At 33.3% G+C, this 13,579-nt stretch carries 13 protein-coding genes; 7 read left to right on the top strand and 6 right to left on the bottom strand.

Annotation, left to right across the window (positions count from 1 at the left end):
- The first annotated feature begins 33 nt into the window (after window positions 1-33).
- On the top strand, window positions 34-2,259 hold the full coding sequence (locus CELLY_RS05055) for a TonB-dependent receptor (protein WP_013620584.1): 2,226 nt from the start codon (window positions 34-36) through the stop codon (window positions 2,257-2,259).
- Between the two features lie 58 nt (window positions 2,260-2,317).
- On the opposite strand, the gene CELLY_RS05050 is transcribed toward CELLY_RS05055, so the two are convergent.
- Window positions 2,318-2,761, bottom strand: a complete 444-nt coding sequence (locus CELLY_RS05050) for a Rieske (2Fe-2S) protein (protein ID WP_013620583.1) — start codon at window positions 2,759-2,761, stop codon at window positions 2,318-2,320.
- A gap of 111 nt (window positions 2,762-2,872) precedes the next feature.
- Between CELLY_RS05050 and greA the strand changes: the two genes are divergently transcribed.
- Both greA and CELLY_RS05040 read left to right on the top strand, forming a co-directional pair.
- Complete coding sequence (gene greA / locus CELLY_RS05045; protein WP_013620582.1) at window positions 2,873-3,349, top strand: transcription elongation factor GreA; 477 nt, start codon at window positions 2,873-2,875, stop codon at window positions 3,347-3,349.
- Window positions 3,349-3,741: an HIT family protein gene (locus CELLY_RS05040; RefSeq protein ID WP_013620581.1), complete on the top strand. Its 393-nt coding sequence runs from the start codon at window positions 3,349-3,351 to the stop codon at window positions 3,739-3,741. The genes greA and CELLY_RS05040 overlap by 1 nt, the downstream gene beginning before the upstream one ends.
- Here the strand turns inward: CELLY_RS05040 and CELLY_RS05035 are convergent.
- Together CELLY_RS05035 and CELLY_RS05030 are read right to left on the bottom strand one after the other, a co-directional pair.
- Window positions 3,728-4,084 (bottom strand): hypothetical protein, encoded by a 357-nt coding sequence (locus CELLY_RS05035; protein ID WP_013620580.1) that lies wholly within the window; start codon window positions 4,082-4,084, stop codon window positions 3,728-3,730. The genes CELLY_RS05040 and CELLY_RS05035 overlap by 14 nt on opposite strands.
- A gap of 2 nt (window positions 4,085-4,086) precedes the next feature.
- Window positions 4,087-5,235 (bottom strand): sensor histidine kinase, encoded by a 1,149-nt coding sequence (locus CELLY_RS05030; protein WP_013620579.1) that lies wholly within the window; start codon window positions 5,233-5,235, stop codon window positions 4,087-4,089.
- A gap of 106 nt (window positions 5,236-5,341) precedes the next feature.
- Here CELLY_RS05030 and CELLY_RS05025 point away from each other — a divergent pair, with 106 nt between their 5' ends.
- The 4 genes from CELLY_RS05025 to CELLY_RS05010 all read left to right on the top strand — a co-directional run bounded on the left by CELLY_RS05025 (window position 5,342) and on the right by CELLY_RS05010 (window position 8,152).
- On the top strand, window positions 5,342-6,238 hold the full coding sequence (locus CELLY_RS05025) for a flavin reductase family protein (protein ID WP_013620578.1): 897 nt from the start codon (window positions 5,342-5,344) through the stop codon (window positions 6,236-6,238).
- 39 nt (window positions 6,239-6,277) lie between these two features.
- On the top strand, window positions 6,278-6,661 hold the full coding sequence (locus tag CELLY_RS05020; protein WP_013620577.1) for a DUF3127 domain-containing protein: 384 nt from the start codon (window positions 6,278-6,280) through the stop codon (window positions 6,659-6,661).
- Window positions 6,662-6,666: 5 nt separating this feature from the next.
- Window positions 6,667-7,311 carry a leucyl/phenylalanyl-tRNA--protein transferase gene (gene aat, locus CELLY_RS05015; RefSeq protein WP_013620576.1) on the top strand — a complete coding sequence of 215 codons (645 nt, stop codon included), beginning with the start codon at window positions 6,667-6,669 and terminating at the stop codon, window positions 7,309-7,311.
- Window positions 7,312-7,387: 76 nt separating this feature from the next.
- On the top strand, window positions 7,388-8,152 hold the full coding sequence (locus CELLY_RS05010) for an Eco47II family restriction endonuclease (protein ID WP_013620575.1): 765 nt from the start codon (window positions 7,388-7,390) through the stop codon (window positions 8,150-8,152).
- Here the strand turns inward: CELLY_RS05010 and dcm are convergent.
- The 3 genes from dcm to CELLY_RS04995 form a co-directional block, all read right to left on the bottom strand.
- Window positions 8,125-9,369: a DNA (cytosine-5-)-methyltransferase gene (gene dcm / locus CELLY_RS05005; protein WP_013620574.1), complete on the bottom strand. Its 1,245-nt coding sequence runs from the start codon at window positions 9,367-9,369 to the stop codon at window positions 8,125-8,127. The genes CELLY_RS05010 and dcm overlap by 28 nt on opposite strands.
- A 319-nt stretch (window positions 9,370-9,688) precedes the next feature.
- Window positions 9,689-10,984 (bottom strand): DUF885 domain-containing protein, encoded by a 1,296-nt coding sequence (locus CELLY_RS05000; protein WP_013620573.1) that lies wholly within the window; start codon window positions 10,982-10,984, stop codon window positions 9,689-9,691.
- Between the two features lie 5 nt (window positions 10,985-10,989).
- Window positions 10,990-13,362 (bottom strand): S9 family peptidase, encoded by a 2,373-nt coding sequence (locus CELLY_RS04995; protein WP_013620572.1) that lies wholly within the window; start codon window positions 13,360-13,362, stop codon window positions 10,990-10,992.
- Window positions 13,363-13,579: the final 217 nt, after the last annotated feature.

Raw genomic sequence — 13,579 nt, 5'->3', positions numbered from 1 at the left:
TAACAGCCCCTTTTATTTGTAATACTATTACGAATGAAAACAAACTGTTTTAAATTAAGTGCTACTACTCACAAAAATAGCAGCAATAAAAGACAAGTATACTTAAAAACTTTAGGCACAACTTTAGCTGTTTTTGGATTAGCTTTTACAAGCGCGGCACAAGAAAAAGAAATAGACACCTTAGAAGGTAAAAAGGTAGTTTTAGATGAGGTTTTAGTTTCTGGAGTACGTGTAACAACTCAATCTCCTGTAACATTCTCTAACTTAACCAAAGAGCAATTTAAATCTCGTAATTTAGGTCAGGATATTCCTATATTAATGAACTTTTTACCTGCTGTAGTAACCACTTCAGATGCTGGTGCTGGTGTTGGTTATACGGGTATTAGAGTGCGTGGTACAGATGCTACGCGTGTAAATGTTACTATAAATGGTATACCTTATAACGACTCTGAGTCTCACGGTACTTTTTGGGTTAATATGCCAGACTTTGCTTCTTCTACAGAGAATTTGCAATTGCAACGAGGTGTTGGTACATCTACTAACGGTTCTGGTGCTTTTGGTGCCAGTTTAAACATTTTAACAGATGCTGTTTCTGCAGATGCATACGGGCAAGTATCTACATCTATTGGTAGTTTTAATACGTTAAAAAACAATATTAAATTTAGTACAGGTTTATTAAATAATCACGTAGAAATTTCTGGTAGGTTGTCTAGAATTGCTTCAGATGGTTATGTAGACAGGGCTTCGTCTAACTTAGATTCTTACTTTTTGCAAGCTGCTTATGTAGATGATAATACTTTAATAAAGGCATTACTTTTTGGAGGTCATGAGGTCACGTACCAATCTTGGGATGGTATTGATGCAGAAACATTAAAAGAAAACAGAACATACAACCCGGTTGGTGCTTACAAAGATGAAAATGGTGTTACTCAGTTTTATGCTAACGAAAATGATGATTACAAGCAAGATCATTTTCAATTATTGTGGAACGAGCAAATTTCTGATACTTGGTCTACTAACCTGGCTGTACACTATACAAAAGGTCGTGGTTTTTTTGAGCAATACAAAGAAGATGAAGATCCTGCAGATTATAATGGTATTGTAGCTGGTTTTAACGGAACAGATGTTACAGATTTAATTAGAAGAAGGTGGTTAGATAATGATTTTTATGGGACTACTTTTTCTGCTAACTATAAAGAAAACGGAGTAAACTTTATTATAGGTGGTGGCTATAATAAATATAAAGGAGACCATTTTGGAGAAGTAATTTGGGCACAGCAATTTACAGCTAATAGTAGTTATGAAGACCGTTATTATGATGATAACTCTACTAAAACCGACTTTAATATCTACACTAAATTAAATTATAATGTAGATGAGAAATGGAGCCTTTTTGGAGATGTACAATTCAGAAGAGTTGGTTATAAGGCTAACGGAGAAGATACAGGTTTGGTAAATGATAGGTTTAATTTTATAAATCCAAAAGCTGGGGTAACTTTTAACTTAAATAAAAATAATAATTTTTATGCTTCTTATGCTGTGGCAAACAGAGAGCCTAACAGAAATGATTATGAAAGCGGTAGTCCTAAGCCAGAAAAATTAAATGATTATGAGTTAGGTTGGCGCTATGTAACTTCTGCCGTACAAGTAAACACAAACTTATACTATATGGGTTATAAAGATCAACTGGTTGTTACGGGTGAGTTAAATGATGTAGGAGCTCCGCTTAGAGAAAATGTTGGAGATAGTTACCGTTTTGGTTTAGAAGTAGATGCAAATATTGTTTTTAATGATCAGCTCTCTACCAGACCAAACATTGCCGTAAGTAGTAATAAAAATAAAGATTTTTTCACAGATAGAGATGGAGATATACAAGACTTAGGAGATACAAATATTGCGTATTCGCCAAACGTTGTTGCCGGAAATATTTTTACTTATGCGCCAAAAGAGAACATAAAATTATCTTTTTTATCTAAATTTGTAGGCGAACAATACTTAAGTAACACAGATACAGAAGACTCTAAATTAGATAGCTATTTTGTAAACGATTTTAATGTGGCTTACGAGATAAAATTTAATAAAATATTTAAGTCAGTTGTCTTAACCGGATTAGTAAATAATGTTTTTAATGAAAAATATGTATCTAACGGATATACATATTTAAATAGTTGGGACACTCCTGGCACTACTTTTGAAGTACAAGGTTATTACCCACAAGCAGGAACAAACTTTTTAGTGGGTGCAACATTTAATTTTTAAGATTTGAACACTAACCATGTTTACAAAGGGTGGGCCTTATTTTAGGTTTGCCCTTTTTTTAATTTCTAACAGTAACTATATTACCGTTTATAGATGAGCTGTAAAAAAGCATGTCATGATATCTATTGTCATCATCTGGCCTATTTAAAAATTGACCCGTAAATAAATTGTATTTATAGTCTTCGCATGGGCAAGTAACATTTTGCTTATCATCATCTAAAATCATAGTAGAGCAAGAGCTAGGCTCGTGGTTTGGGCAGCTAGCTTCAAAAGCCATAAAACTATCAAACCCTGTATTTATAACAAAAATACCTTTAGTGCCAACACCTTGACTGCCAACGTAAACGGCATTTCCAGTGTTTTTTAAGGCACTATATGATGGTAAGTTTAGGTTTAAATCTATTCTAAAACTAATCTCTTGTAGGTAAGGATTTCTGTTAGTTCTGCCGCTATCACAAGAAAGTAATAGAAAAACGGCTAAAAGTGTAAAAAGTGTTTTCATAATATGTTTTCTTAGTACTAATACAACAGCAAATGTGAACAAAAATTATGTATATTTGTATAAAATCCTCTAGAAATAAGAGGATTTTCTTATTTATAAAATGATCATGTTATGAGTAACGTATCTTATTATACCGCAGAAGGTTTAAAAAAGTTAAAAGACGAGCTTAATCAGCTTAAAGACATAGAGCGCCCAAAAGCGTCACAAGCTATTGCAGAGGCTAGGGATAAAGGAGATTTATCTGAGAATGCAGAGTACGATGCAGCCAAAGAAGCACAAGGTTTATTAGAGCTTAAAATTTCTAAGTTAGAAGAAATTGTTGCTGGAGCCAGAATTATTGATGAGTCTCAGTTAGATACATCTAAGGTACTAGTTTTATCTACGGTTAAACTAAAAAACCAGTCTAACGGTATGGAAATGAAATATACCTTAGTTGCAGAAAGTGAAGCCGATTTAAAAACAGGGAAAATATCTGTAAACTCTCCAATAGGTAAAGGTTTGCTAGGTAAAAGTGTTGGTGACGAAGCAGAAATTGCTGTGCCTAACGGAAAAATTAAACTTACAATTTTAGAAATAACTAGAGCATAATGGCATCTATTTTCAGTAAAATAATTAATGGCGAAATACCTTGTTATAAGGTGGCAGAAGATGCTAACTATTTTGCTTTTTTAGATATTAGCCCTAACGCAAAAGGGCATACGCTTTGTGTGCCCAAAAAAGAGGTAGATAAAATTCTAGATTTAGACGAAGAAACTTATATGGGGTTAATGGCTTTTTCAAGAAAAGTGGGCAAAGCTATTGAAGCTGTTATTCCTTGCAACCGTGTAGGTATGTCTGTTATTGGTTTAGAAGTGCCACATGTGCACGTGCATTTAATACCTCTAAATTCTATGGCAGATGCTTCATTTAAAAAGAAAGAGGAAGTTACTACAGAAGAGTTTACGGCTTTAGCAGCAAAAATAGCAGCTAAAATTCAATAATTTTTTGGGTAAAAATGTAAACTGCTATACCAACTATGGCAATTAGTACAAGCATAATTATATAAAATAAAGATGTAAATTTTACACTTGTTTTGTGCGGTATAGCTAACTTTTGGTAGTAGTTAAAAGAGCGCTCTATGTCATCTGTCCAGTTTACAGGGTATATTGTGCAGTGGCATCTTAGGCATTTTATATCATTACTTACCTCACTGGTAGTTTTGTGTATAAATTTGCCAAATTTTTGCTTTTGATAAAAAGTAACCATAAGCTCGTTATGAAAACATTCTGGACAGTTATTTTTTATGTTAGCCTCTTTTAGTACTACTAATTTCTCCTTAGACATAGTTAAATTTTTGTTTTTAACGAAATCTGCATTACAGTGCCATCTTTACTCGAAGATAACACTTTTACTTTACCGTTATGGTATTCTTCTACAATTCTTTTAACTAAAGACAGCCCTAAACCCCAGCCACGACGCTTAGATGTGTGCCCTGGATTAAAAATAGAAGCATAGTTTCCTTTAGGTATTCCATGGCCAGTATCAGACACTAAAATGTTTACAAAGCTTCCTGCAGGGATAATTTCTATGGCAATATGTCCTTTACCTCGCATAGCATCAATACCATTTTTAACTAAGTTTTCAATGGTCCAGTTGTACAAGGGTTTGTTAAGCATAACTGGCAGTTCATCTACTTTACTATCAAAAGAAAACTGAATTAATTTAGAGCTTCTTCGTTTTAAATAATCAAAAGCACTTTTAGTTTCGGCAACAATATCTTTTTCTTCAAGCTTAGGTAAAGACCCAATGTTAGAAAACCTGTCTGTAATAGTTTGTAGCCTACAAATATCTTTTTCAATTTCTACAGATATTTCTGGATTTATGTTTTCATCTTTTAACAACTCATTCCACCCCAAAAGAGAGGTAAGCGGAGTGCCAATTTGGTGTGCCGTTTCTTTAGCCATACCAGCCCAAAGTTTACTTTGTTCAGATGCTTTATTGGTTTTAAAGAAAAAGAAAATTACAGCACCAAATAAAAATATAATTAGTAATAGCGCTAAAGGGTAATATTTTAAATTATTTAAAACTTCAGAATTACCATAATAAAGGGTAGCAATTAGTTCTCCTTTATGGGTCATTAAAATAGGTGTATTTTCTTTTTTAAAATCCTCTATCTTTTGTTTTATAAAAGCAGTGTCTTTCTTTTTGTTGCCTTCTATGTTTTTTGCGTTAAAAGTGCCGCTTTTGTTCACCAAAATCATTGGTGTAGAGGTATTGTTTTGAAAAATCTTTAAATGTAAATCTCCTAAATCTTCCGTTTGTGAAGAGTTACGGAACTCGGTTTGGGCTGTGGCCCATATTTCCATTTTGTGTCTTTCTTCTTTCTTAAATTGCTCAAAAAAACTATTTGTATTCCATAAAATAAGGCTCACAATAAAGAAAGCGCCAACCATTAAGGAAATGTTTATAGTTTTGTTTTTTGGATTAAAATTCATTGTTCCAATTCTTGGGTTTAAAGATAACGTAATTTAATGCACATTTGGTATTTCTATCTTGCCATCTTGTTTTAAATAGCGGACAAATTATGTACCTTTGCATTCTATGAAAAAAACAATTTCTATAGTACCAAACGAGGTTACAACGGCTAAATTGCACGGATATTTTTTAGGTGCTGTTGGCCCTAGACCTATTGCATTTGCTAGCACAGTAGATAAAGATGGTAACCCTAACTTATCTCCTTTTAGTTTTTTTAATGTATTTAGTGCAAACCCGCCAATACTAATTTTTTCTCCTGCTAGGCGTGTTAGAAATAATACAACAAAACACACCTTAGAAAATGTATTAGAGACTAAGGAAGTTGTGGTAAATATTGTAAATTATGCAATAGTACAGCAAATGTCTTTGTCTAGTACAGAGTATGCAGAAGGGGTAAATGAGTTTAAAAAGGCTGGTTTAACAATGTTAAAGTCTGATGTGGTCACCCCTTTTAGGGTAGCAGAATCTCCAGTGCAATTTGAGTGCAAAGTTACAAAAGTAGAGGCTTTAGGTGATGAAGGTGGTGCCGGTAATTTGGTGTTTTGCGAAGTTGTTAAGGTGCACGTAGATTCTTCAGTTTTAGATGAAAACGGAAGTATAGACCAACATAAAATAGATTTGGTTGCCCGTATGGGAGGTAATTGGTATAGCAGAGCTAAAGAAGGTATGTTTGAGGTTCCAAAACCGTTATCTACCTTAGGAATAGGTATAGATAGTTTGCCAGACAAAATAAAAAACAGTAAGTTGTTATCTGGTAATGATTTAGGGTTGTTAGGTAATATAGAAGTTTTACCAACAGCCAAAAGTGTACAACAATTTGTTAATGAAAATGAAGATGCACAAGCAACACTAGCAACTAATGATAGTGTACAGCTGCAATTAAAGGCTAAAGAATATATTTTTAATAACAACCCATTGGGAGCATTAAAATTATTGTTAGCAGGTATAGATATAATAGAATAAGAACTCAATTAATAAACACGCATAAGAAACTAATTTAAGATGGAAGTACAAGGAAAAGTAAAAATGGTTGGGGAAACTCAGACTTTTGGAAGTAACGGATTTAGAAAAAGAGAAATAGTTGTTACAACAGAGGAGCAGTATCCACAGCATATAATGGTAGAGTTTGTTCAGGATAAATGCGATTTGTTAAACGGTTATAGTGTTGGGCAACCAGTAAAAATTAGCATAAACCTTAGAGGTAGAGAATGGGTTAACCCACAAGGAGAAACTAAGTACTTTAACTCTATACAGGGTTGGAGAATAGAAAACTTACAACAAGCTGCTCCAAGCGGAGATGCAGGAATACCACCAGCTGCGCCAGCACAAGCTTTTGAACCTGCTGATAATTTAAATGAAGAAGATCACGATGATTTGCCTTTCTAGGTTAAATGGTGAATCCAATATATTATTTAACAGATAAGTTAGAGTTTCCTCCAGTACATACAGCTAATGAAGAAGGTTTGTTAGCGGCTGGAGGAGATTTATCTGTAGAACGATTACAACTTGCCTATAAAAGCGGAATTTTTCCTTGGTTTGATGATGATAGATTGCCACTTTGGTGGAGTCCAGACCCAAGAATGGTATTGTTTCCGCAAGAATTAAAAGTTTCTAAAAGTATGCGTAAGCTTTTACGCGATGAAACTTTTACTGTCACAAAAAATAAAAATTTTGAAGAAGTAATTCACCGTTGTGCTACTGTACCAAGAGATGGGCAGCCAGGCACGTGGATTACCCAAAATATGCAAAACGCATATATAGAATTGCATAAAAAAGGCTTTGCACACTCTTACGAGGTTTGGTTAGATAGCCAATTGGTGGGTGGTTTGTATGGCATAGATTTAGGTACTGTGTTTTGTGGAGAAAGTATGTTTAGTGATGTTAGCAACGCATCTAAATACGGTTTTATAACAATGGTACAAGAAATGCAAGCTAACAATTACAAACTTATAGATTGCCAAGTCTATACACAGCACCTAGAGAGTTTAGGCGCCAGAGAAATAGATAGGGGTTATTTTATGGAGTTTATTGAGTAGTTGTGCGTATTTGGTAAACAGTCAAAAATTCGATAATATTGTTTACATTAGTTATACCTAAAAATAGAACTAAAAAATGGCGAATAAATATCTAAGCTTTATATCTGATGAACATCTTTTAAGTTGTATTGAAAATCTTCATAGATCATACTTAAAGGCAAAAGTCAATGTAACTAAAAAGAAGTTTTATAAAAACAAAATAGATACGATTAAACTTACTTTTGATGCTAAATTCAATGATTTAGATGAAGAAACTCTTATTAAGACAGAAATAAATCGTCAAATTGATAAGTCTATAAATAACTCAATTGGAACTTTTCACGAACAGATTTTGGGAGGAATCACAGGTTTTGAAATTGGGAACCTAAGCGGTTTTGACATTAAAGCAACTGACGATACTTTATTTGCTGACATAAAAAATAAGCACAACACAATGAATAGTAGTTCTGCTGAAAGTTTATTTCAAAAATTAGCAAAATATGCAGATACTTATAAAAAAGCGAATTGCTACTGGGTTCAGATTTTAGCAAAAAACAGTTTTAATGAAAAGTGGTTTAGCGAAATTAATGGAAAAGAATACAGTCATAGCAGAGTTTATAAAATATCAGGAGACCAGTTTTATAAATTACTTTCAGGTAAAGAAAATGCTCTTTTCGAATTATATCAAGTTTTACCTCAAGCTATATCAGATTATTTGAGTAAGCAAGAAAATGAAAAAACTCAAAGTAATTCTGCTCTTGAAGAAATCACTGAAAGTTCAGAAAAATCAAAAAGAAGTATTTTAGACGAAATTACCTTTGAAAATTATAGCTATTATTTAGGTTTTGACAAACTCAAATAATATTCATTTAAAAACTTAATAACTGAATATCCAATTTCTTGTCCTAAATTACAGGGAACGGCATTTCCTATTTGTTTGTATTGCTGAGATACAGAACCCATAAATTTCCATTCATCTGGAAAGGTTTGTATTCTTGCATATTCTCTTACTGTAAACGGTCGCGTTTCTTCCGGGTGACACCTTTCTGTTTGTTTTTGAGCTGGACTACAAGTAAGAGTTAAACTTGGTTCGTCCCATCCAATTCTTCGAGCAATACCAGTTTTTCCTCCTCCTAAATAAAAACTCTTTCCCATATACTCTTTTTGAATATCTAAAGGTAAGTTCCTCCAATACCCTTTTTGAGGAATTAAATCCAATACAGCCTTTTTATGTTCTGGATATTTTGAACCTTCTGATTTGGGTACGTTACAATTATATAACTCTCCTTTTTTAAGAGCATCTATTAAGTTGTAAATTTTATTATGTGGTTTAGGATATTCATATTTTATATCAATATCTTTTCGTACTCCTACTAAAATTACTCTTTCTCTTTTTTGAGGAACTTTATAATTAATTGCTTTCAAAACTTTTACAGGAACAACATTATAACCGATTTCATCTAAAATAGAAATCATTCCTTCAATTGTCTTTCCTTTTTCGTGAGATAATAAACCCTTAACATTTTCACCAATACAAATTAATGGATTGACTTCTTTAACTGCTCTAGCAAATTCGTAAAAAAGAGTTCCTCTTGCGTCTTGAAGTCCTAATTTTTTCCCAGCATAACTAAATGCTTGACACGGAAAACCACCAGTAACAATATCAACTTGATTATTGTATTCCGAAAAATTAAAAGACTTAATGTCTCCTTCTAGAACATTCCAATGAGGTCTATTCTCTCTTAAAGTTTGACAAGCCCATTTATCAATTTCATTTAAAGCGACACATTTAATCCCTGCCTTTTCTAAACCAACAGCTAAACCTCCAGCTCCTGCAAATAATTCTAAAACCTTAAACTCTTTTATTGGAGTAACAGAATTATCTATCGTATCTTCGTAGTCGATAGATAATTGTTCTAAAAGAGAATTGACTTGTTCTTTTTTATAAATTCTATATTGACTAATAGGCTCTCTAACAGCTGAAAACTTTCCATCTCTATCCCAACGCCTCAATGTTTCTTTGCTTTTTCCTAGAATTTCAGAAACCTCATTTAAAGAATAATAATCTTTAGTAACCATATTAAACAACCTTATACATTGGTTACAAAAATAAGACAAAAGTTAGAATAAAAAAAGCCTGCTAACAATCTATGAAAAATATAGGGTAGGTTAAAGGTATTTATAGCTATTGCGGTTTAGAGATTAAACAACATTTATTCTTTGGTCAAGCAGATAGAGCAAATGCTGAAATTATTGAACAGTGGGTAAAAGATATCGAATCAATATTTTAAAAATTGACGAAATATTATCTATAAGCGAATCCCGATGTTCTGGGATTCGCTTTTTTTATTTGTTTAATGAGCTAGTCATCTAGTACAACTTATTAAAAAAACATTACCTACTTTAAACTACTTGCTGTATGTGGGTTACTTAACAACTCTTTAAAAACTGCCCAACGTTTTTCTGGTTGGTCTACAGTACCTCCTTTAGCTTTTACATAGTCTGCAACTAGGTCTTTACCTAAATTATAATTTATAACATAGCTACGGTACTGGTCTATAAAACGTGTGCGTTGTAATGCTCTATCTGGTGCGTAAAACAAATATTTTTCTAGCCATTTGGCAGCTTCTTCTCTAGAGATTTCTCCGTTTAAATATTGCCTTGCAGCTTCATTACCTGCGTAATTTAGCTTGCCTATTAATCCTAGAATTTTATAGTATTTATCGGCCTTGCTAGCATCTAAACCTGCAATAGGGAAAAGTACTTCTTTTTCAAAAGCAACACGCTCATCTCCTGGGAAAGCTACGTCTATACCATAGTTTGCACTACCTTCTGCTATTAAAGATTGCGGAGAAAATAATGGATATACCGAAAATTCTTTCCATCCTTTAGCATCAACTAAATTTTGTTCTAATAGCGCATTAAATACGTGGTGACCAGGGTAACCTTCGTGGCAAGCTAAGTCTATTGCGCGTTGTATAAAAATTGGAAAATCGGTATTTATCTGTATTAAACTTTTGCTTTTTCCTTGGTAGTAATTGTAACCAGACCAGCTTTTATCATTTACATATTCTAACACAAAATCTTCATTCTGCGGTAATTTAAAATGGTGATTAGTTCTTTTTCTTGCTTCTGTAATAGCAACTCTAAAAACAGTATCTAGCTTATCTTTTGGTATTATAAATTGTTTTTCAAAAGCAGCATATCTTGTTGCCAAATCTTCATCGCCAGGTAGCTCTTCTTCAAGTGCGGCAATAAGTTTGTTAAAGTGCTCTTCTGTAAAATGCGGTGGTTCTGCATCATATAAAAGTTTAGCTTCTTCATCAAAACTATAGGTTTTACCTGCTAGCATTTCTAACTTGGTTTTTACAGCAGTTAGTTGCTTTTTAAACATTGTATGTCTTGCTTTTTCAATGCTAGAAAAAGCAGTTGTATCTACCAAATGAGCGTTTTCTATTAATGTGTTGGCTCTGGCTATAAAATCTGAAGCTGGTATAGTATCTAATTTAGCTGAGGTTGGTTTCCATTCTTCTGGGCCATAATAAGCATCAACAAAATCACTATTATATTGTCCTACTTCTAAAACCAGTTTTACGTAATCTTCTGCTAAAGCATTCATTTTAGGCTTTTCTGGTGGTTTACTACAAGATCCTAATGCTATTACAGCAAATAAGGCTGCTATTTTATTCTTCATAAATGTTATTCTTTAGTGGTAATGTTTAAAAGACTCTCATTAAACAAATTAAAAATACGTGTATATTCATTTGTCCAGCTACTAGGCTCTACAAAACCGTGACGCTCTACAGGATAAACAGCCATTTCCCAGTTCTTTTTTTCTAACTCTATTAAACGCTGAGATAAACGTACCATATCTTGAAAATGCACATTATCATCTACCATACCGTGTAGAATTAATAAATCTCCTTTTAAGCCATCTGCATAATAAATAGGAGAGCTTTTTCTGTAAGCAATGCTATCTGTAACCGGAGTATTTAAAATACGTGCAGTATAACCGTGGTTGTAAGCAGCCCAATCACCTACAGAACGTATTGCAGCACCAGCTTTAAAAGTGTCTGGAGCATTAAACATTCCCATTAATGTTATAAATCCGCCATAAGAACCGCCATAAATTCCGACTTTATCTTTGTCTATACCATATTTATCTACTAATAATTTTGCGCCATCTACTTGGTCCGATAAATCTTTACCACCCATATGGCGGTAAATCCCGGTTCGCCACTTGCTGCCATAACCAGCACTACCTCTATAATCTATGTCTAACACAGTATACCCATTATCTACCAATATGTTATGAAACATATACTCTCTGTAGTAAGAGCTCCACCATTTGTGAGCATTTTGTAAATAGCCAGCTCCGTGTACAAAAATTACAGCAGCTTTGTTTTTTGTTGCTGTTTTAGGTTGATATAACCTTGCGTATACCTCGGCTCCGTCCTCAGCTTTAAAGGTAATAACCTCAGGATCTTTCCAGGTGTATTTTTTAAAACTGTCTGTAAGTGAATTTGTAATTTGTTTTGGAGCTGTTTTAGATCTGTTTTTTATTGGGTTAGGTTGTATGTATAACTCTGTTGGTTTGTTGCTGTACGAATGTAAAATAGCCATTTGGCGCTCATCTGGAGATAAAGTAACCTCGTTATTACCAACCATTGTGGTTAACTGAGTTAATTTACCACCTTTTAAAGGCATTGTATAAAACTGTCTGTCTCCAGGATGATTTTTATTAGCTGTAAAATACCAACGTTTTTTGTCTGTAGAAATGGTTGGTTCATAAATTTCAAAATTACCAGAGGTAAGTGCTTTTGTTTTTTTAGTTAACACATTAGTGGTGTACAAATGAGAATAACCTGTTTTTTCAGACTGGAACCAAATACTATTGTCATCTGGTAACCAACCTAAATTACCCCAACCAATTCCTGGGCCGGCAATCCAAGCTTTATCGTGTTGGTGGTCTAAATTGGTAACGGTACCATCAGCAAGATTTAAAAGAACTATCCAACGGTCTTTATAATCGTTAGAGCTAATATCTAAAACGGCTTTTTTACCATCTGCACTCCAAATAGGACCAACTATGTAGCCAATTCTGTTGTCGTTTTTATATGTTTTGTTTGGGTAGTCTTTAGTGTACTCTGGCACATAATCTAAACCTTCTAAATTATTTAAAGATACAGGGTATGTTTTTTTGTTTTTAATATCATAAATATGAAGCTCATAGCTGCTTGGCTTGTCACCAACCTTAGAGCGTGTATTTTCATTTTCTACATAGCCAGATTCTGTTACAAAATGCGGCATAGTAGTACGCTTGTTACTTGCATAAGTGGCAGCAATGTAGGTTACATAACTACCATCTGTACTAATACTTTGGCTGCTAATAGACTTACCTTTTGTGTATATAGAAAATAGCTCTTTTTCTTTGTAGCGTTCCATTGCTTTTTTGCGAGCGTCTTCTTTGGCTTTGCGTTCTCTTAAAACATCAAAAAGAGCAAGTTGGTCATTACGTAACCATTCATCTTTATCGCTTAAGTGTTTTTCTTTATCTTTTTTATCTGTAAAATTTGTGATTTGTGCAGTTGCACCAGTTTTTATATTCCAAGTATAAATATTTTGTCCTTTTTGATATGCAATTTTACTGTCGTTTTCTATAAATTTTGCATTTCTTTCGCGGTCTGTAGTTTGGGTAACCTGTATGGTTTTATTGGTAGTAATATCTGTATAAAAAATATCACCACGTTTTATATATACATTTTTTGTTCGTTTAGAATTAAAAGTTGGGGTAGAAGGTAGGTTGTATTCGGTTTCAAAATCTACTTTACTAATATTGCCATTAGTGCTGTTGTAAACGTAAAGAGAGTCGCTATATGCATTTTCTGTATTCCAGTTAAAATAAATGCTTTTACTGTCTTGAGACCATTTAGCACTAGAAGGTAAGTGGCCAATAAAGTCACTACCCTGCATAATTTGTTTAATGCTTAAAACCGATTTGTTATTTTCTTGAGCGTAGATTGATAGTGAGCAAAGCAGAATGCTTATGCTAAAAAGGAACTTTTTTTTCATTTTCTTTTGGTTCTTTCTGATGATTTTTGGCTAAGTCAGTGTCAGTATTTTGTTTAATGCACTAAAGTTAGCATTATTTCCAATTCTATAGTAATATATTCCAAGTATCTGTTTGGTCTGTAAACGAGTGGCTGTAGAATGTAAAACTTAATTTAATTAAGAATAAAATAGCTAAAATGGATTATCAACTAAAAAAAAGGTATAAAAAAAGGCTGGT

The sequence above is a fragment of the Cellulophaga lytica DSM 7489 genome, assembly GCF_000190595.1.
Taxonomy (GTDB): Bacteria; Bacteroidota; Bacteroidia; order Flavobacteriales; family Flavobacteriaceae; genus Cellulophaga; species Cellulophaga lytica.
The sequence above is the reverse complement of the archived record's forward strand: the minus strand, read 5'-3'. Positions and strand labels throughout refer to the sequence as shown.